24 protein-coding genes and 1 tRNA gene are annotated in these 18,507 nt (G+C 64.0%); 14 read left to right on the top strand and 11 right to left on the bottom strand.

Annotation, left to right across the window (positions count from 1 at the left end; translation table 11 throughout):
* Positions 1 to 7: 7 nt before the first annotated feature.
* Positions 8 to 973, bottom strand: a complete 966-nt coding sequence (locus tag FJ311_06190) for an aspartate carbamoyltransferase catalytic subunit (GenBank protein ID MBM3951026.1) — start codon at positions 971 to 973, stop codon at positions 8 to 10.
* On the opposite strand from FJ311_06190, the gene FJ311_06195 reads away from it, so the two are divergent.
* A complete protein-coding gene (locus FJ311_06195) occupies positions 935 to 1,930 on the top strand; it encodes a sulfotransferase (GenBank protein MBM3951027.1) in 996 nt (331 codons plus the stop codon). The two genes, FJ311_06190 and FJ311_06195, sit on opposite strands and share 39 nt — an antisense overlap.
* Before the next feature lie 6 nt (positions 1,931 to 1,936).
* Here the strand turns inward: FJ311_06195 and ruvX are convergent, their stop codons facing one another.
* Positions 1,937 to 2,419: a Holliday junction resolvase RuvX gene (gene ruvX / locus FJ311_06200; protein MBM3951028.1), complete on the bottom strand. Its 483-nt coding sequence runs from the start codon at positions 2,417 to 2,419 to the stop codon at positions 1,937 to 1,939.
* Between the two features lie 143 nt (positions 2,420 to 2,562).
* On the opposite strand from ruvX, the gene FJ311_06205 reads away from it, so the two are divergent.
* The 8 genes from FJ311_06205 to FJ311_06240 all read left to right on the top strand — a co-directional run bounded on the left by FJ311_06205 (position 2,563) and on the right by FJ311_06240 (position 9,510).
* Entirely contained in the window at positions 2,563 to 3,471 is a 909-nt protein-coding gene (locus FJ311_06205; protein ID MBM3951029.1) for a hypothetical protein, read from the top strand.
* A gap of 69 nt (positions 3,472 to 3,540) precedes the next feature.
* Positions 3,541 to 3,828: an Asp-tRNA(Asn)/Glu-tRNA(Gln) amidotransferase subunit GatC gene (gene gatC, locus FJ311_06210; protein ID MBM3951030.1), complete on the top strand. Its 288-nt coding sequence runs from the start codon at positions 3,541 to 3,543 to the stop codon at positions 3,826 to 3,828.
* Between the two features lie 145 nt (positions 3,829 to 3,973).
* A complete protein-coding gene (gatA, locus tag FJ311_06215) occupies positions 3,974 to 5,464 on the top strand; it encodes an Asp-tRNA(Asn)/Glu-tRNA(Gln) amidotransferase subunit GatA (protein ID MBM3951031.1) in 1,491 nt (496 codons plus the stop codon).
* Positions 5,465 to 6,085: 621 nt separating this feature from the next.
* Entirely contained in the window at positions 6,086 to 7,564 is a 1,479-nt protein-coding gene (gatB, locus tag FJ311_06220; GenBank protein MBM3951032.1) for an Asp-tRNA(Asn)/Glu-tRNA(Gln) amidotransferase subunit GatB, read from the top strand.
* Positions 7,561 to 8,154, top strand: coding sequence for a superoxide dismutase (locus FJ311_06225; GenBank protein MBM3951033.1), 594 nt, complete (start codon positions 7,561 to 7,563; stop codon positions 8,152 to 8,154). Before gatB ends, FJ311_06225 begins: the two co-directional genes overlap by 4 nt.
* A gap of 13 nt (positions 8,155 to 8,167) precedes the next feature.
* The gene (locus FJ311_06230) at positions 8,168 to 8,824 is read left to right on the top strand and encodes a glutathione S-transferase family protein (protein MBM3951034.1); all 657 of its coding nucleotides are present in this window, start codon (positions 8,168 to 8,170) and stop codon (positions 8,822 to 8,824) included.
* The gene (locus FJ311_06235) at positions 8,821 to 9,351 is read left to right on the top strand and encodes a YbaK/EbsC family protein (protein MBM3951035.1); all 531 of its coding nucleotides are present in this window, start codon (positions 8,821 to 8,823) and stop codon (positions 9,349 to 9,351) included. Before FJ311_06230 ends, FJ311_06235 begins: the two co-directional genes overlap by 4 nt.
* A gap of 65 nt (positions 9,352 to 9,416) precedes the next feature.
* Positions 9,417 to 9,510, top strand: a tRNA-Ser gene (locus FJ311_06240).
* A 727-nt stretch (positions 9,511 to 10,237) separates the two neighbouring features.
* On the opposite strand, the gene FJ311_06245 is transcribed toward FJ311_06240, so the two are convergent.
* The 5 genes from FJ311_06245 to FJ311_06265 all read right to left on the bottom strand — a co-directional run bounded on the left by FJ311_06245 (position 10,238) and on the right by FJ311_06265 (position 12,446).
* Positions 10,238 to 10,609 carry a helix-turn-helix domain-containing protein gene (locus FJ311_06245; GenBank protein MBM3951036.1) on the bottom strand — a complete coding sequence of 124 codons (372 nt, stop codon included), beginning with the start codon at positions 10,607 to 10,609 and terminating at the stop codon, positions 10,238 to 10,240.
* A 232-nt stretch (positions 10,610 to 10,841) separates the two neighbouring features.
* Positions 10,842 to 11,138: a hypothetical protein gene (locus tag FJ311_06250; protein MBM3951037.1), complete on the bottom strand. Its 297-nt coding sequence runs from the start codon at positions 11,136 to 11,138 to the stop codon at positions 10,842 to 10,844.
* Between the two features lie 14 nt (positions 11,139 to 11,152).
* Positions 11,153 to 11,341, bottom strand: a complete 189-nt coding sequence (locus FJ311_06255; GenBank protein ID MBM3951038.1) for a hypothetical protein — start codon at positions 11,339 to 11,341, stop codon at positions 11,153 to 11,155.
* Positions 11,342 to 11,419: 78 nt separating this feature from the next.
* Positions 11,420 to 11,617, bottom strand: a complete 198-nt coding sequence (locus FJ311_06260) for a helix-turn-helix domain-containing protein (protein MBM3951039.1) — start codon at positions 11,615 to 11,617, stop codon at positions 11,420 to 11,422.
* A gap of 70 nt (positions 11,618 to 11,687) precedes the next feature.
* Entirely contained in the window at positions 11,688 to 12,446 is a 759-nt protein-coding gene (locus tag FJ311_06265) for a hypothetical protein (protein ID MBM3951040.1), read from the bottom strand.
* Positions 12,447 to 12,784: 338 nt separating this feature from the next.
* Between FJ311_06265 and FJ311_06270 the strand changes: the two genes are divergently transcribed.
* From FJ311_06270 to FJ311_06290, 5 genes are read left to right on the top strand one after another with little or no spacing between them, the layout of a single operon-like run.
* Positions 12,785 to 13,249: a hypothetical protein gene (locus FJ311_06270; GenBank protein MBM3951041.1), complete on the top strand. Its 465-nt coding sequence runs from the start codon at positions 12,785 to 12,787 to the stop codon at positions 13,247 to 13,249.
* Positions 13,246 to 13,713, top strand: coding sequence for a thermonuclease family protein (locus tag FJ311_06275; GenBank protein MBM3951042.1), 468 nt, complete (start codon positions 13,246 to 13,248; stop codon positions 13,711 to 13,713). The genes FJ311_06270 and FJ311_06275 overlap by 4 nt, the downstream gene beginning before the upstream one ends.
* A gap of 9 nt (positions 13,714 to 13,722) precedes the next feature.
* A complete protein-coding gene (locus FJ311_06280) occupies positions 13,723 to 13,920 on the top strand; it encodes a hypothetical protein (GenBank protein ID MBM3951043.1) in 198 nt (65 codons plus the stop codon).
* Positions 13,920 to 14,126 (top strand): hypothetical protein, encoded by a 207-nt coding sequence (locus tag FJ311_06285; protein MBM3951044.1) that lies wholly within the window; start codon positions 13,920 to 13,922, stop codon positions 14,124 to 14,126. The genes FJ311_06280 and FJ311_06285 overlap by 1 nt, the downstream gene beginning before the upstream one ends.
* A 4-nt stretch (positions 14,127 to 14,130) precedes the next feature.
* Positions 14,131 to 14,334 carry a hypothetical protein gene (locus FJ311_06290; GenBank protein ID MBM3951045.1) on the top strand — a complete coding sequence of 68 codons (204 nt, stop codon included), beginning with the start codon at positions 14,131 to 14,133 and terminating at the stop codon, positions 14,332 to 14,334.
* A 26-nt stretch (positions 14,335 to 14,360) separates the two neighbouring features.
* On the opposite strand, the gene FJ311_06295 is transcribed toward FJ311_06290, so the two are convergent.
* From FJ311_06295 to FJ311_06310, 4 genes are all read right to left on the bottom strand, one after another.
* Positions 14,361 to 15,593, bottom strand: a complete 1,233-nt coding sequence (locus FJ311_06295; GenBank protein ID MBM3951046.1) for a DUF4102 domain-containing protein — start codon at positions 15,591 to 15,593, stop codon at positions 14,361 to 14,363.
* A 303-nt stretch (positions 15,594 to 15,896) separates the two neighbouring features.
* Complete coding sequence (locus FJ311_06300) at positions 15,897 to 16,562, bottom strand: metalloregulator ArsR/SmtB family transcription factor (protein ID MBM3951047.1); 666 nt, start codon at positions 16,560 to 16,562, stop codon at positions 15,897 to 15,899.
* 75 nt (positions 16,563 to 16,637) lie between these two features.
* Complete coding sequence (locus tag FJ311_06305; protein ID MBM3951048.1) at positions 16,638 to 18,011, bottom strand: hypothetical protein; 1,374 nt, start codon at positions 18,009 to 18,011, stop codon at positions 16,638 to 16,640.
* Positions 18,008 to 18,507 (bottom strand): outer membrane lipoprotein-sorting protein (locus tag FJ311_06310; GenBank protein MBM3951049.1); only part of this gene is annotated, 500 nt, incomplete at its 5' end. The genes FJ311_06305 and FJ311_06310, both read right to left, overlap by 4 nt.

Genomic DNA, 18,507 nt, shown 5'->3' on the forward strand with positions numbered 1-18,507 from the left:
GCGCGCCCTACAGGTTCTTCTGCGCCGTGCGGGCGAGGTTGGCGGTGAGGATTTCGAGCACCGCCATGCGCACGGCGACGCCCATTTCCACCTGCTCGCGGATCACGCTGCGCCCGAAGTCGTCGGCGACCAGCGAGTCGATCTCGACGCCGCGGTTCATCGGGCCCGGGTGCATGATCAGCGCGTCGGGCTTGGCGGCGGCGAGCTTGTCGTAGTCGAGGCCGTAGAAGCGGAAGTATTCGCGCAAGGACGGGAACAGCGCCGACTGCATGCGTTCGGTCTGGAGCCTGAGCATCATCACGATGTCGCAGCCTTCGAGCCCGCGCGCCATGTCGTGGAACACCTCGGCGCCGAGGGTCTCGACCCTCGACGGCACCAGGGTGCGCGGCGCGATCAGGCGCACGCTCGCGCCCATCGTCGTCAGCAGGTGGATGTTCGAGCGCGCCACCCGCGAATGCGAGATGTCGCCGCAGATGGCGACCCGCAATCCTTCGAGCTTGCCCTTGCGCCGGCGGATGGTGAGCGCGTCCAGCAGCGCCTGGGTCGGATGCTCGTGCGAGCCGTCGCCGGCGTTGACCACGGCGCAGTTGACCTTGTCGGAGAGCAGCCGGGCGGCGCCCGAGTCGGGATGACGCAGCACCAGCACGTCGGGGTGCATGGCGTTCAGCGTCATCGCCGTGTCGATCAGGGTTTCGCCCTTCTTGATGGCGCTGGTCGAGACCGACATGTTGATGATGTCGGCGCCGAGCCGTTTGCCCGCCAGCTCGAACGAGGTGCGCGTGCGGGTCGAGCTTTCGAAGAACAGGTTGACGATGGTCCGCCCGTCGAGGGTCGCCTGCTTCTTGGCGGCGCCGCGATTGAGTTCGACGTAGGATTCGGAGCGGTCGAGCAGGACCGCGATTTCGGACGCGGTCAGGCCCTCGATCCCCAGCAAATGCCGGTGCGCGAACCCCTCGAAGGGTGCGGGCGGCATCGCGCGGGCGGGACCGGTCATCGGGCCGGGACTATAGGCCGGTGGCCTTGTGGCGACAAGCGGTCCGGCGGTCGGCTAGAGTCGCCTCTCCAAGAGGGAGAAATCCGCGTGGACGACGCCTGGCGGATCATGCAGCAGCGCCTCGATTGGGTTTTTTCCCGGCGAATCGCCTTCGTCATGGGCGCGACGCGATGGGGCACGGCGCTGGTCGAGCGCGCCCTCGATGCGCACCCCGAAATCGCCGCCAAGGGCGAAGGGCGGATCGCCGAAACCATCCTGCCGCTGATGGGCCAGGCGGTCGGCCACTACCGCCGGCGGCTGGAGGAAGCGAAGGCCGAATGCGAACGCGCCGGGTTGCCGTTCACCGCGCCGGCGCTGGACGCGGGCGACGGCCTGCATCTCGCGCGCGTCGCGTTCGGCCTGGCGCTCGCGCGCTACGCCGGATCGAAGCCGGCGAAATGCCTGGTCGAGCGCACGCCCGAACACGCGCTCGCGCTCGCCGAGCTGGAATCCTTGGCGCCCGGCGCCTATTACGTCCACGTGGTGCGCGACGGCCGCGACGAAGCGGTGGCGGCGTGGGACCGCGGCCTCGGAACCGAAGGCAACGCCTTCGCCCGGCGCCATCCGTCGTTCGCCGATTTCGCCGAAACCTTCGCGCGCCGCTGGACCGGCGCGGTGGCGGCGGCGCGCACGTTCGGCCGCGCGCACCTCGACCATTTCATCGAGATCAAGAGCGAACACCTGCTCGACCGCCCGACGCCGACGCTTTCGCGCCTCTGTCGCTTCCTCGGCGTCGACTGGCGCGAGAGCCGCATCGCGCCGTGCCTCGAGGCGGCGGCGGATTTTTCCCCCGACGGCGCCGGCGGATTCTGGCGCGAACGCTTCGACGCCGCGGCGCGCGCGGCGTTTCGCCGCCACGCCGGCGAAATGCTCAAGCTGTTCGATTACGAGGATTGAGTTTGACTATCCCGCGCGGGGATTCGCCCGCGCGATTCGATCCAGCGCGCCCTGCAGGATGTAGGCCGCCGCCATCTTGTCCACCACCTCGCGCCGCCGCGCCCGGCTCATGTCGGCTTCGTCGATCAAGACCCGTTCGACCGCGGCCGACGACAGCCGCTCGTCCCAGAACGCGAGCGGCAGGTCGCACGCGCCGAGCAGGTCCTTGGCGAACTGGCGCACCGCCTGGCAGCGGGGCCCCTCGCGTCCGTCGAGCGCGACCGGCAACCCGACCACAAATCCGCCGACGCCGTGCTTGGCGACCAGTTCCCCGATGCGCGCGAGGTCGGCGGCAAGCCGCGTCCGCCGAATCGTTTCCATCGGGCTCGCCACCATCCGGCGCGCGTCCGACAGCGCGAGCCCGATGGTTTTCGTCCCGACGTCGAGGCCGAGCACGCGGGCCTCGCCTTTCAGGCTCGCCGCCAGGGCTTCGAGGGGAATAACGGGCATGCCGGGGCAGTGGTGGGCGGTGGGGGCAAGTGGCCAAGCGCGGGTGACACGTATATTATAGGCTCCATAATATCGGAGCGCGGCGCGCCGGGAAACTCAGGTCCCGCCGGCCGCGGAGCATAGTGGTCAGCGCGAACGCCCGATTGGCCGATTCTCCGCCGGATGCCGGCGACGCCCTGGTCGCCGCCCGCGCGTGGATCCTGGGCATCCTGCTGGCATCGGGCGCGCCGTCGCCGGCCGGTGCCGTCGAGATTTTCCGGGGCGTCGAGCTGGGGGCGGCTTCCGGCCTCCACCTCGCGATCAAGGACACGCCCGTGTTCGATACGCCCGAGCGCGCCGCGGCGTCGGCCCCGGAGAAGGGCAAGGCCGCCGCCAAGGACAAGGGCAAGGAAAAAGACAAAGACAAAGACAAGGGTAAGGCGGGCCCCAAGAAAGCCGACGATTTGAAAAAGGGCGACGAAGTCAGCGTGTTCGGCAAGTCCGGTTCCTGGCTCGCGGTGCAAAAGGGGGACGTGAAACTCGGCTTCGTCGCGGCGGACGCGGTGCTGCCGATCCTCGACGGCACGCTGGCGCGCGAGATTGCGGGATCGCTCGCCGCCGGCGGCCACGACTGCCGCTACACGATCCGCTTCGAGGGCCGGACCGAGGTCGAGATCGGCTCCGGCCGGCTCGCCGACTACAGCGCGTCGTTCGCCTGCGGCCGGGGAAGCGCGCGCTTCAGTTTCGAGGCGCCGATGTTCATGAGCGAAATGCCCCACCAGGGCGGGCCCCGGCCGGTCTACCAGATCGCCCTCGACGTGCTCGGCGTCTCGCCCGATCCCGACCAGGCGTTCTCCACCATCCTGTTCTATGATCGCGACAAGGGCGAGGTCGCGGTGGAAACCGCGTGGCCGGCGGAATGGCTGGCCAAGACCAAGCCGGCGCCCCGGCGCGTGGCGCGCAAGGCCAACGGGCCGATGGCCGACGAAATCGCCGCCGCGCTCGCCGCCGCCGCCGAATTGACGCTCGCCGCCTGGGGCCCGAAGCCGTGGGAGGCGATCGCCAAGCGCTAGGACGGTTGCCGCCGCCGCGCGCCGGGTGATACTTTCGCCGCCCGTTTCCGCCGTTCCAGGTCATCCCCCATGGCGCTTACCCGCGATCAAGTCCGGACCATCGCGTTCCTCGCCCGCATCCGCGTCAAGGACGAGGATCTCGACGCCATGGCCAGGGAAATCTCCGGCATCCTCGCCTGGATCGAGCAGTTGAACGAGGTCAAGACCGAGGGCGTCGAGCCGATGACCTCGGTCGCCGACATGACGCTGAGGCTGCGCGCCGACAAGGTCGACGACGGCGGCATTGCCGCCGCCGCGCTCAAGAACGCGCCCGAACCGGCGGAAGGCTTCTACGCGGTGCCGAAGGTGGTGGAATGATACCAACGGCCACAATCGTTTTTTCGCGGCCGTTGGCCGCCGCGACTGCGGCGGCGCGCCCTATGGCGCGAAAGTCAAGGCGACCGGAGGTCGCCGCCCGGCGACTGAGGGGGCCTTCGATCGTTAACGATCGAAGGCCATTACCATGAGCGCGCTCACCGACCTCGATATCGCCGGGGCGCTGGCCGGGCTCGCCCAGCGCCAATTTTCCGCCGTCGAACTGGCGCAGGCGCACCTCGCGGCGATGGCGAAGGCGCGCGCGCTCAACGCCTTCATCGTCGAGACGCCGGAGCTGGCGCTCGCCCAGGCCGCCGAATCGGACAAGCGCCGGCTCGCCGGCAGGGCGCTCGGGGCCCTCGACGGCCTTCCGCTCGCGATCAAGGACCTGTTCTGCACCGAAGGGGTGCAGACCACCGCCGCCTCGAACATCCTCAAGGGCTTCGTCCCTCCTTACGAATCGACCGTGAGCGCGAACCTGAAGCGCGCCGGGGCGGTGTTCGTCGGCAAGACCAACCTCGACGAATTCGCCATGGGTTCGTCCAACATCACCTCAGCCTTCGGTCCGGCGAAGAATCCGTGGGGACCGCCCATGGGCCGCGTCGGCAACAAGGAACTGGTTCCCGGCGGCTCGTCGGGCGGCTCGGCGGCGGCGGTCGCGGCCGGGCTCGCGCTCGGCGCCACCGGCACCGATACCGGCGGCTCGATCCGCCAGCCCGCGTCGTTCTGCGGCATCGTCGGGCTCAAGCCGACCTACGGGCGCTGCTCGCGCTTCGGCATCGTCGCGTTCGCGTCCTCCCTCGACCAGGCGGGGCCGATGACGCGGACCGTCAAGGACGCGGCGCTCATGCTTTCGGCCATGGCCGGGCACGATCCCCGGGATTCGACCTCGGCCAACGTGCCGTGCCCGGATTTCGCCCAGGCGGTCGACCGGCCGGTCAAGGGCCTGCGCGTCGGCATCCCGAAGGAATACCGGCTCGACGGCATGCCGGCCGAGATCGACGCCCTTTGGCGCAAGGCGGAAGACTGGTTCCGCGCGCAAGGATGCGAAGTCGTCGAGGTGTCGCTGCCGCACACCCGCTACGCGCTCCCCACCTATTACATCGTCGCCCCGGCGGAGGCGTCTTCCAACCTCGCGCGCTACGACGGGGTGCGCTTCGGGCTGCGCGTCCCGGGCGAAACGCTCGACGACATGTACATGAACACCCGCGCCGCGGGCTTCGGCGCCGAGGTCCGCCGGCGCATCCTGATCGGCACCTACGTGCTGTCGGCCGGCTACTACGACGCCTATTACCTGAAGGCGCAGCAGGTGCGGACCCTGATCGCGCGCGATTTCCGCGCCGCGTTCGAGGACGTGGACGCGATCCTGGCGCCGACCGCGCCGTCGCCCGCGTTCGCGCTGGGCGAAAAGATGGACGATCCGGTCGCCATGTATCTCAACGACGTGTTCACGGTGCCGGCGAGCCTGGCCGGCCTGCCCGCGATCTCGGTGCCGGCGGGCCTGAGCGCGAACGGCCTGCCGCTCGGCCTCCAGGTGATCGGCCGCGCCTTCGACGAGGAAACGGTGCTGCGCGCCGGGGCCGCGATCGAGCGCGCGTCGGCGTTCGATGCCCGCCCATCCCAGGTGGGGCGGAGATAGGCGGACGCGTTACCGGATCGGTTTCCAGATCCTCCGATCGGTGATCCAAACGAATTGATCGCCGACGGACGTTTCGCCCCGGCGTTCCCATCCCGCGCCGCGCTTTCGGACGATAAGAAGCGCGCATCCCAGTTTCGCGATGCCGGTCAGCGGCCCTTGGAGACGGGGCATGCGATGGACATGGTTGGGGCGTTCGCTGGCCCGCATAAGAACACACTAAGAACATCGTGTCAAGAATATTTTCATTAAAAATAAAAAATATGGACAATATAGATTTCATAGGATATATAACCCATAAATCAGCCCGTTCGTGGCTCCGGTCCGGGCAAAGCGGAGAGTCCGGGCCCATGAATAAAAAGCGGGGCCGGCCCGACGGTTCGGGAAAAAGGCCGGAAAAGAAAAGGAAAATGGAAACATGCCTACAAATGCCTACAGGAATCAGGTGGTTTCCAGGAATATCAAATACTTAAGCCTGATTTACCCGGTGCCGGCGTGGCGCAATGTGCGCTTGGGCTGCGCCAAGGCCGTGCGAACCCGTGTCCGGGCGCTCGGCGCGGGCTTCGCGGCGCATCGACTCATCCATGCCCGGGGCGCTACAAACCCCGGCGAAGGATCCGTTTCATGAATTACCGCATCCAGGGCGAAACCGGCGAGTGGGAGGCGGTGATCGGCCTCGAGGTCCACGCCCAGATCATTTCCGAGTCCAAACTTTTTTCCGGCGCGGCGACCGCGTTCGGCGCCGAGCCCAACACCCAGGTGTCGCTGGTCGACGCCGGCTTTCCCGGCATGCTGCCGGTTCTCAACGAACGCTGCGTCGAGCAGGCGGTACGGACGGGCTTGGGTTTGAAGGCCAAGATCAACCTGGTTTCGGTGTTCGAGCGGAAGAACTATTTCTACGCCGACCTTCCCGCCGGTTATCAGATTTCCCAGTACAAGCATCCGTTGGTGGGCGAGGGCACCGTGATCCTCGACATGCCCGACGGCACCAGCCGGAGCGTCGGCATCGAGCGCCTGCACATGGAGCAGGACGCGGGCAAGTCGCTCCACGACCAGGATCCCAAACGCTCGTTCATCGACCTCAACCGCTCCGGGGTCGCGCTGATGGAAATCGTTTCCAAGCCCGATCTGCGCGCGCCGGAGGAGGCGGGCGCCTACCTGCGCAAGCTCCGCTCGATTTTGCGTTACCTCGGCACCTGCGACGGCAACATGGAGGAAGGCTCCATGCGCTGCGACATCAACGTCTCGGTGCGCAAGCCCGGCGAGCCCTTGCGCACCCGGGTCGAGGTCAAGAACGTGAATTCGGTCCGCTTCGTCATGCAGGCAATCGCGCACGAAGCCGAACGCCAGGTGCGCGTGTGGGAAGAGGGCGGCACCATCGTCCAGGAAACCCGGCTCTACGATCCGGGCAAGGGCGAAACCCGGCCGATGCGGGCGAAGGAATTCGCCCACGACTACCGCTATTTTCCCGACCCCGACCTGCTGCCGCTCAAACTGTCGCGCGAATACGTCGATACCATCGCCGCGACGCTCCCCGAACTGCCCGACGAGAAGAAGGAGCGCTTCATGCGCGATTACGGGCTTTCGGCCTACGACGCGGGCGTGCTGGTGGTCGAGCGCGAGACGGCGGATTATTTTGAAAAAGCCGCTCGCGGGGGAAAAGAAAAGCCCCGCGACGCCAAGCAGGTCGCCAACTGGACCATTACCGGCCTGTTCGGGCTGCTGAACGCCAAGGGCCTTGCCATCGGCCAGAGCCCGATTTCGGCCGACCATCTCGGCCGGCTGGTCGACCTGATCGCCGACGGCACCATTTCCGGGCGCATCGCCAAGGACGTGTTCGTGTTGATGGCCGAAAGCGGCAAGGATCCGGCCGACATCGTCGCCGAAAAGGGCCTGCGCCAGATCACCGACACCGGCGCGATCGAGGCCGCGGTCGATCAGGTGATCGCCGCCAACCCGGACAAGGCGGCCGAGGTCAAGGGCGGCAAGGAGAAGCTGCTCGGCTGGTTCGTCGGCCAGGTGATGAAGGCGACCGGCGGCAAGGCCAACCCGGGCCAGGTCAACGAGATCTTGAAGAAGAAGCTGACGGGGGGCACGCCGTGATCTGCGAAATGAAACCGCTCGCGTGCGATCCGAAGAATATCGCCGGCATGTCGGAGCGTCTGATCGTCAGCCACTACGAGAACAACTACGGCGGCGCGGTGAAGCGCCTCAACGCGATCCGCGCGCAACTGGCCGCGCTCGATTTCGCGACCGCGCCCAACTTTGTCGTCAACGGCCTGAAGCGCGAGGAACTGATCGCCGAGAACTCGATGATCTTGCACGAACTGTTTTTCGAATGTTTGGGCAAGGGCGGCGGGCCCGAGGGCGATGCGGCCGCCGCGCTCGCGCGCGATTTCGGGTCGGTCGATCGCTGGCGGGCGGAGTTTTCGGCGATGGGCAAGGCCTTGGGCGGCGGGTCGGGCTGGGTGCTGTTGACCTATTCGCCGCGCGAGCAACGGCTGATCAATCAATGGGCCGCGGACCACACCCACGTGCTCGCCTCGGGCCGGCCGATTCTCGCCCTCGACATGTACGAGCATTCCTATCACATGGACTACGGCGCCAAGGCCGCCGCCTACGTCGACGCCTTCATGGCCGCGATCCATTGGTCTAATGTCGGCGCCAAGTTCCGCGCCGCCGCCGGGCCGTGACGGAGGGCTTCCGATGATCGATCTTTACACCTGGAGCACCCCCAACGGGCGGAAAGCGTCGGTCATGCTCGAGGAATTGGGGTTGGCCTACGAGGTTCATCCCATCGACATCAACGCCGACGAGCAGTTCCAACCCTGGTTTCTCAAGATCGCGCCCAACAACCGCATCCCGGCGATCGTCGATCGCGACGGGCCGGACGGCAAGCCGCTGTCTTTGTTCGAATCCGGCGCGATCCTGATCTATCTCGCCGACAAAACCAACAGTCCGCTGTTGCCCAAGGAACCGCGCGCCCGCGCGATCACCATCCAATGGCTGATGTGGCAGATGGGCGGCGTCGGACCGATGTTCGGCCAGGCGCATCACTTCCTCAAGTTCGCCAAGGAAGACGTGCCCTACGGCAAGAAACGCTACCACGACGAAACCAAGCGGCTTTACGGCGTGATGGACCGGCGGCTCGCCGAGGCCGCCTACCTCGCCGGGGATAACTACAGCATCGCCGACATCGCGACCTATCCCTGGGTCGCGCGCCACGAGTTCCATCAGGTCGATCTGGCCGAGTTCCCCAACGTCCGGCGCTGGTACGAAACCATCGGCAAGCGTCCGGCGGTGATCAAGGGCATGAAGGTGCCGGAGGCGGCGGGCTCGCGCGCGCCGAGCGCCAAACCATGAGCGACCTGCTCGAAGATCCGGGCGTCAAGCGCGTGGTGGCGGCGCTCGCGGCCGCCAAGCAGCCGACCGACGTGTTGACGTTGAAGGAAACCGCGGCGACGGCGAAAGCCGCGGCCAAGGCGATCGGCTGCGAGCTGGGCGCCATCGTCAAGAGTCTCGTGTTCCTGGTCGGCAACCGCTTCGTGCTCGCCCTGGTCGCGGGCGACCGTACCTGCGTGCCGGAGAACGTGGCCCGCGCGCTCAACCTGAAGGGAGACGTGCGCCTCGCCCAGCCGGGCGAGGTGCGCTTCGCCACCGGCTTCGCGCCGGGCGGCGTCGCGCCGGTCGGGATCGCGCGCAAGCTGCCGTGCGTGCTCGATCGCAGCCTCAAGCGCTTCGACAACGTGTTCGCGGCCGCCGGGCATCCCCATTGCGTGTTCCCGACCACGGTCGAGGCCTTGAAGGACATGACCGGGGCGATCGTCTCCTACAGCATCGTGGCGGAGAGCGAAGCCGCGGCGCCGCCGGCGGCCGCGAAGAAGAAATGAGCGGCGGCGCCATCCGCGAGGGCCGTTGAACGGGCGCGCCCGGCCCGCTATGTAAGGGGTCTGCCGGAAGGGTGGGTGAGTGGCTTAAACCAGCGGTTTGCTAAACCGTCGTACGGTGGTAACGCCGTACCGAGGGTTCGAATCCCTCCCCTTCCGCCATTTAACTGCATTTTATGCAATAAATACAAACACTTATATATTTTAAAATAGTATCTACCCATCCTTCTACCCATCCAAGAGGGGGCCATAAGGGGGCGGGGGATTTTCGGAAATTCGGGGCGGTTCTGTCCGTCAGCAGCTGGGCTGCGACCGCTCGCTTTGACGTTCCTCGCTGCGCTCGCAGGGCTTAGCGGGCGCTACGTGGGCCGGTGGCTGGCGGTAGGAAGGTTGTGCTGCATCCTCAGCAAGACGCGCCACGCCCGAGAGGACGGTCAGCACGTCGAACACGCGCAGGATGGCAAGCAGGGCTTCCATGCCGGGACTGTAGCACACGCAGGCGCGGTTCGCTCGAACCCGTATATAAATCGCTAGCGGATTGATTCTGTGAAACTATTTTACGCCTGCTCCGTTACGCTTTCGTGAGCATTCTGACCACCCGTTCAGGTATCCCGAGCGCAAGCAGCATGGCGCGCCGCCCCCGTCGCCTGTAGGCCCGCTGCCGACACGCACCGGAACAAAATCGGGCTCGGCACCTCTTGGCAGCGAAGGGCTGACTACAGGTTCGGCATTTTCTTTTTCGCTTCATTCGTTCGCCTTCGTCGAGGCGCGCTTGGCCTTGAGGGCCGCGCGCCCCTGACTTCAAACGAAACTCCTCTCCCTAATCCTTACTTCCTTGGAGACATCTTACTGTTAGGAGATGGTCAGTTAGTGCAAGACCTGGCCTTGCCTACCGCTGCAAGACCTGGCCTTGCACCGCTTCCGCATGGGGAGCGCCATTGACCAGCGGCGGGTTGTGGAGGACGTACCGATTGGACGCCCAGCCGCCTCGCTGGCGAACACGACGTTCCAGCGTGACATAGCCGAGTTTTCGCAACGCCATGACGTGCTGGCCGATGGCTTGGCGGGAGACGCCAAGATGCGCGGCGATTTTCGCTTGCGAGGGCCAGCATTTTCCCTCGCGGTCAGCGTAAGCCAATAGCACGTTCAACACCCGATACGTCCGATCCGAAATTCGGCCGTCTTCGGTGGTCGCAAGCGGAACCAGCGAGAAGCGCCCCCGGCTAGGCGCTGCCTCTGAGGAAACGTGCACGCCGGTCATGTGTCGGAAACCTTGCCGGGGTCAATTTCACCTCCGGTTTTGCGCGTAGGAAACGTGCACGTTTTTTTAGAGGCGTTTCGGAGGCAGTCGATTGGCAGCCTTCCCGCCAGGGCCTCCATCGCCGCCCAGGATCGAGCGGCGGCGAAAAATGCGGACCGGCAACGGGCGGAGCAGAATCTTTGCGGCTTGCCCCGCCCGCCGGGAACGAAACTAGCGTCGCACCAGAGGCAGTTCATGCCGCCTCCGGTTCCTGCCCATCGGCGGCCACGATTCGGACCACGGACCGCAGGACGTAGCGCGCGTGCGTGCCTGAGAACGGCGGGCCGTGGCGCTCATGGACGGTTTCGATTTGCAGGCCGTACTCGCGGCGAAGGTTGTGGACGTATCCCGACCAGCGCGGGCCGGGATGGTCTATCGGGGTGCAGCCGCGAGCGCCGGCCTTGACCAGCTCTAACAGCGCCCAGGCGTCGCGCCCGCGCGGGGCGATGATGCGCTCGGGCTGGTCCGGGTCGGCGACGATAGCCTTGATTGCGACACGCTCGGTCATCGCTCGCCTCCCTGGCCGATGCCGGCGAGTTCGGCCACCAGCGCCGCGCGGGCCAGCGGAAGGCGATGGCGGACGGCCAGCAGCCGCGCGGCCAGCGAAAACCGCTGGTCGCGGGCCTCGATCCAGGCGAGCAGGGGCAAGATTTCGAGATTGCGCCGGATGCGGCGCGGGCGTATTTTCCTCACGTTCGATTCCTTTCATAGGGGTTCGGACAATCTTTCGCCCCGTCGGCGTTCCAGCGCCGGCGGGGTTTTCCTTTCGGGTCATGCGGCGGGCCGCGTTTCAAGGCGCGGGAGGTTTTCGAGCCAAGCGCGCAGGTCATCGGCTAAAATGACACTGCGGAAGCCGCGTTTACGGGCTATCAGCGCGCCCGATTTGAACGCGGCGTAAAGGCTGGTTCGGCTCTGCCCCGAAACCGCGACGGCCTGGGCAACGGTGTACGCGAGCGGTTCAATCTGCATGTTCCCTCCAATCCAGCGGCACGTCGCCGCGTTGGAGGGAAAATTTAATAAAAATCTGAGGCTGATGGCATCAACGGCAGTTCGCGTTTTTTTTCTGACTCGCGTTGATCGCCTCGATTAGCGGCTGCACAAGGTTGCTTGCGTTAAGGCGCGCGGCGAGGTGCGCAACCGCCCTTCCTTTGGTTTGATCCTGGAAACGGGCTACGCGGATCGGACGTGCAAAATCTCCCCCATCGCGGTTGGGCAAGGCGGCATGTGCGAGTTCGGTAAGAAATCCGCAAAACCCCACGTTTTTTTCCGATGGCTTCCGATCCGTTTGCTTGGCTACCATCCAAAGCCGCATCGCGCAAAGCGCGAACATTTGGACCGGATCGAGACGATAGGTCCAGTTTGCCTTGACCTTTCCGCGCCGCCCCGCGAGTCCGAGCTTGTTGATAGCCTCGCGCGCCGACAATTCGATCAACTGAAGGTCTTGGGAAAGGTCGCCGGGCACTTCTTCTTTGGAGAATTCTTCGCGGCGGAGGCCTATAAGGCGTGGGATTGCAGCAAGGGCACGGTCGGCTTCTGGTGCATCAGCCGATTCGTCGCGGCCCCAATGGGCATGAAGCAATCCCTCGTAGGCTTCCACTTTTTCGAGCGCTCGGCGAAGTAACGCAGCGTGCCTTGCAACCGCTTCCAGCTGTCGACGGGCTTCTGTTGGCGTCGCGATTCTTGCTCGGGCTTCTTTGCGGACAAAATCGCAAATATCACGCGCCACCTTCTCAGCGACTGGCGCAAGGTCGGCTTGCAAGCCAAGTATACCGACCGCCTTCTTAACGTAAATGTCCATGACTGCGCCCTCCGCTCGGGCTCCGCAAAGGACCGGCGGGGAAACGCGGTGCGGTGCCGCGCGCGTCGGGGATCAGCCTATCCCCGCCGAAGGGTAATTTTAGCCTCGTTTTCGCCTCGATATGAACCCTGCCGATGGGCCGGGTCGTGGTAAACTTTGCGGATGGACGAGCAAAGTTTCCGGATTGGGTTGACCGCCGGTCTCGCCGTCGTCTTGGCCCCGTATTTCACGCGCTTCCAAAAATGGATGCACGATAAAATGTACGGGGGCGCTGAAAGGTTAGCCGTGAAGGTGATCCACCGGGTCTTGTGACCCGAGGAAATACTGGGGATGTAGCCATGAAAAAATATCTTCTGGTCTCCATCGCGGTCGTGGTAACCGCCGCCCTATCAGGGGCCGCATCAGCCGGTGTTATCACCGAATGTGGCGCAATGAATGGAAAGGCGTATTATTTCCAGAACCAGCTTGTGCCAAAACTCAAGGGTGGAGGTGAATGGACCGACGATAAAATCAGTGGCGGCCAAACCATCCTGGTTATGGAGGGTGACAAACCGCGCATCTTGTATAGGGACAGCGTTGGTTTGAAAGATAGCGTGGCGGAGGGTGGCAAGGCGATTCTTGTGGGGAATGGTCCCGGCCATTTTGTCGTCATTGTCATGTATGGCGGCGCTATCGAAGTTTATCATTTCCGCCTGGACGAGAACGGCAACGGCGAGGTTCTCCTGAGTTCCATTAAACACGACGCGCTGGTCAGAAAAAGTTCGCTGATGCGCGCGGAGTGCCGGTCGCCCTGGAAAAAATGATCCGACTTGTCGTGTTTTTTTTCGCGGGCGCGCTTCCCACGGCCGCCCTCGCGGAAATCTCCGGCCCGGTGCAGGTGAAGGACGGCGATACCATAGAAATTCACGGCGAGCGCATACGCCTGTATGGAATTGACGCACCCGAAAGTCGTCAGACTTGCAACAGGTACGGCGGGGAATGGCGCTGCGGGATTGAGGCAACTCAGGCCCTTGCGGACAAGGTTGGCTCCGATCCGCTAGAATGTTCCCCGAAAGACAGGGACCGCTACGGGCGCACCGTCGCTGTTTGCCGGCTCAATGGCGAGGACTTGAACGCCTGGATGGTGAGTGAGGGCTGGGCGATGGCTTATCGGCACTATTCGCTGGACTACGTTGCCGCTGAGGATGCTGCAAGGGAAGCAAAGCGCGGGATATGGGCGTCAGAGTTTCTCCCGCCGTGGGAGTGGAGGCGCTCTCAAAAAAACTAGGAGGCACATATGGGTTCTGATATCGGGGATTGGCTTTGGTTCGCCACTTTTATTGCGATCATCGGTATTCCATTTTGGAAAATGTATGACAAGACGGGAATCAACAAGGGCTGGTTAATCACCCTACTTGTGCCCATCGCTGGTTATTCTCTGCTTTTGCTGGTCCTAGCTGTTTCAAAGTGGCCCCATGCGAAGGAGAGCGCATAATGGGAACCTTCAGCCTATGGCATTGGATCATCCTATTGCTCATGTTTGTTGTTCCAAATCTGCCGCTATTTTGGATTCTAAAGAAAGCGGGTAAGTCCAGATGGCAATTCGTTCTGGCCTGCATCCCTCTGGTCAATGTTATTTGGCTGTGGGTCTTCGCGTTCGCCTCGTGGCCAACTCTGGAAGCCGATAAGTCGAAGGCTTAACCAGGTGCTATCTGATCTCGACATCTACCATTCCGCCAAGCTACTGATTGACCACCACGGCAGGGACGCGCCGATCCGTGCGGCCATGCGGGCTGATGAATTACTGGCGGCGGGAGATATGGACGGCGTTTCTGTTTGGAAGCGAATTGTTAAGGCGATTGACAGTTTACTTGCCGATAAATTACCTAACGATACACGTCCGCACTAACCATCTGGCGGTCACAGTCTGAGCTTTCACGCGCGACGTTTTCCATGCATAGGGACAACCTTCGCGCCCTTCTCAGGCTTGGCGACGGTGCCGCAGTAAATGGCCCAATCCTCCATCAGGCGGGCGCGCTTCTCGAACATATCGCCGCGCCGATAGGCGGCCTCAACCTTGTCGCCGATGGCGTGAGCCAGCGCGGCCTCGGCAACGTCGCGGGGGTAATTCGTTTGCTCCGCGCACCAATCGCGGAACGTGCTGCGGAACCCGTGCGGCGTGATGTTCTCGCGCCCCATGCGCTTCAAGAGCGCGAGCAGGGCGTTGCTCGAAAGCGCCTTGCCGCGCTTCCAGCCGGGGAACACCAGTTCGCCCTCGCGGGTCTTGTGGAGCGCCTTCAGGATGGCGAGCGCGGGCGCGGACAGGGGAACGCGATGCTCCCGGCCCGCCTTGATCCGGTCCGCCGGGATGGTCCAAACGCCGTTGTCCAGGTCGATTTCGTCCCATCGCGCGCCGATGATTTCGCTGGTCCTCGCGGCCGTCAGGACCAGGAACCGAAACGCCAGCGCGGCAACGCCCTCTTGCTCCCGCAGCGCGGCCATGAAGGCCCCCACGTCGGCATAGGGCAGCGCCGGATGATGGGTCACCTTCCGCACCTTGACCGGGCTCGGCAGCAGCTTGGACAAATGCCCGCGCCATTGCGCCGGGTTCTCTCCCGTCCGCAATCCCCGCGCCTTGGCCCAATCGAGAACCGCCTCGATCCGCCCGCGCACCCGCGAGGCGGTTTCGGGCTTTTTCTTCCAGACGGGTTCCAGCACCTTGAGAACGTGCCCGACGTTGACCGCCGCGACGGGCAATTTGCCGATGACGGGGTAGGCGTAGGTTTCCAGGGTGTTCGGCCATTGCTGGCGGTGCTTCGGGTTGCGCCAGGAATCGGCATGGGCCGCGATGTAGGCTTGCGCCGCTTGCTCGAACGTTAGCGCGCTGGCCTTCTCAACGGCGATTTTGGCTCTGGATTCGTGCCGGGCGTCTATGGGGTCTATCCCCGCCGCAATCAGCTTGCGGGCGTCCTGGGCCTTCACGCGGGCCTCGGCCAGGGAAACGTCTGCGAGCGCGCCCAGGCCCATGTCGCGCCGGCGGCCATGCAGCCGGAATCGCAGAAGCCAAGATTTCGAGCCCACGCGCGAAACCTGAAGGTAGAGGCCGTTCCCGTCGCCGTGGAGGCCGGGGGTCTTCGCCCGCGTGACTGCAAGGGCCGTGAGCGCCATTTTCCGCCTTCCTTTCTACCCATCCTCCTACCCATCCAGGCGCGCTGGATTGTACGAAACGGTGGCGGACAGTTCAAGACGAATAGGGACGAAAAGCCTTATAAAAGGCCATTTTCACGGGATGGGTAGGGATGATGCAGAACGGCCCGAAACAGGGTGTTGGCGGACTCCCCTTCCTCCAATTCCTTCCTATCGAACGCTCTCCGTTCGATAGGTCATATCCGAAGAAGGCCCAAGAGAGAGCGGCGTTCGCACCGCCACCCCCACGCCGCACCAACCGCCGCCTAAGAAACCCGATCTGCATCACTTGCAGGCTGTTTCGACCGGAAGACCCGCCGCCCGCCATTCCGGAAATCCATCCTCCATGCGTCTGGCCTTGCGACCGTTCGCGCGCAATACGGCAATGGCCTCATAGGCCAGAACACAGTAGGGACCGCGGCAGTACGCGATAATTTCCGGATTCTTGGGCAAATCGCCTAACTTGCGTTTGAGGTTCTTGAGGGGAATGTTGATGCTCCCCGGAAGATGGCCGGCCGCATATTCATCCGGCGAACGGACATCGAGAACCGTAACCAAGCCTTCCTTCATGCGCAGCATCAGATCGTTGTGGGAAATGGGCTTCAAACCATCCTTTTCCCGGAAATAGCTGCGAACCAGACGATCGACTTCGGCCAAATGCCGCTCGGCCGTATGCCGCAAGGCGGCCAGCAACTTCAGAACATCGTCGTCGGAGAGTCGATAAAGAACATAGGGGCCTCTTTTGCGCGATACCACTAGACCCGAGCGGCGGAGCACCTGGAGATGTTGAGATGCGTTGGCGATGGACAGGTCGGCCGCCTTGGCCAATCCTTCGACATCGCGTTCTCCTTGCGCCAACAGTTCGAGGAGATTGAGCCTTTGCGAACTGGATAAAGCCTTTGCCACGATGGCAAACTGCTCGAACATCGATATCTTGGGTGGGATGTTCATCGGTACAATCACATTATTCAATTGGTTTCTTGATACCCTTGCGACCGGAAAGGGTCAACTCCGGTTTCAAAGGCTTCAGAATCCATACCGAACCGCCGCATAGACATTGCTGCCGTCCTCGAACTGACCGAAAAATGTGTGCTTTCGTTCGCCCGCGAAGATATTGGCGCCCGCTTCGAGCGTCACATGGTCATCGAACTTGTAGCTGGCCTTGGGCCGGACGTAGACGTCCCTGTCCGACGGCGAAAGGAAGATGAACAGCGACCATTCCAGGGTCTGGTTCATGGCGAGCCAGGTCAGCCTCTGCGTCAGGACATGGCGGTTTTCGTCCCTGGCCGGCGAACCGGAGGACAGCGAAGCCCGATAGGCCCCAAAATCGCGCATGTGTTCGAGATAGTACTGGAGCCCGAGAGTGACGTCCGGCGCCACTTCCCGCTCATAGCCGACGAGGACACGCACTTCGCTGTTGCGGATATTGGGATTGCCGCCCGATGTGTCCTCGGCCGAATGGTAGTAGCCGACCTCCGAGTTGGCGATCCCTCCCGCCATGGGGCCGCGCAAGGACGCGCCGAACACGGACAGACGGGGAAAGGTGGAGCGCCCAGTGACCGAGTCCGAGCCGGCCGGGCTCTTCCAGAAACCGTCATAAACATAAAGCGCTCCTTCGTAAGCGCCAAAGTTGCGGTAGAGCCGCGCCGTCCATTCGTCGTCCCGCCCCCAGGCGGTTGGGCGATCCTCCTGCACGACGGTATCGCGACCGGTGATCCGCCGTTGGGACGAGTTGAAATATGATATGCGCCGACCATCGATGAATCGGTCGGCATCGAAGCGGGGAACGTAGACCAAATCGAGATTCGCGACCTCGGAAAAGACCGAGAGTTTCATGGCGTCGGACGGCGCTTTCAGGTACTGCTCGGGGCGCCCCAGCAGGAAGGCGTTCCAGTCCTTGGGGAACAGATCGTTGACGAACAACAGGTCGCCGGTGCCCCAGGTGAGGATCTGGCGCCCGAATTTGACGTCAAGAAAGGAGGCCGGCGAGAACGTCGCGTGCGCCTCGCGCAAGTCGAGCGCCCCGGCGCCGTTCTCCAGGTCGATGCCATGGCCGTCGGCCAGGGGATCGTAGAGAAGGTCGGCCGCAACACGGAAAGAGACGGTTTTTACCCGCTGCTCCGCCTCGATCTCCAGGCGTGTTTCCGACAGCGCCGCATGTTGCTGCCGGGGATCGCGGTCCACCCACAGGGCGCCCCGGCCTTCAAGGAAGCCTCGCAACCTTGGGCCTTCATCGCGCCGCGGCGCGACAGCCGGTTTGTCCTTTGGGGCGGGGCCGGTCAATCCTTCCGGCAGCGCCGGTTCGGTTGCCGGGGCCAGTCCCGTCGGCAGGGCGGGTTCCTCCGCCGAAGCCTGGACAGTGAAAAACGCAACGATGCCCGCGACAAGAAGTCGCCTCACCGCAAAAGCCCCGCTGGCGCCTGGCGAAGGAAGCGTTCGGTGAAGATTTCCTCGGGCAGGCCGACGTCATAGGCGACATCCCGGTAGCTGACGGTGGTGGTGCCGCCCTTTTTCAGGTCGGACATGCTGGCCCTGGTCACTGTCGGCCGTCCCTGGATGGTGTCGACCGCCAGGGTCTTGTAGACGCGGTACTTGGCGCCGTTACGGTCGAAATACTCGGCCTGGATCGGCAAGAACGTCCCCTTGTGGATATGCATGTCGTAGTAGGAGAACTCAACCGTGCCCGCGTCTTTCGGACGGTTTCTCAGCACGTAGTAATGCTCGGTCGTCCCGACGAGTTCATGTTCATCGGCGTCGATGGATCGCCCGGAGACGTCCTCGTAGAAGAAATCCGAGCCCGCGAAGCTGGTGCGCTTGTCGGAGGCGGCGATGCGGCGGACCAGATCGAGGGCCGGCAGGAACAGCCAGCGGTCGTCGTCGCCGGTCTGATGCTTCC

The sequence above is a fragment of the Rhodospirillales bacterium genome, from assembly GCA_016872535.1.
Classification (GTDB): domain Bacteria; phylum Pseudomonadota; class Alphaproteobacteria; order Rhodospirillales; family 2-12-FULL-67-15; genus 2-12-FULL-67-15.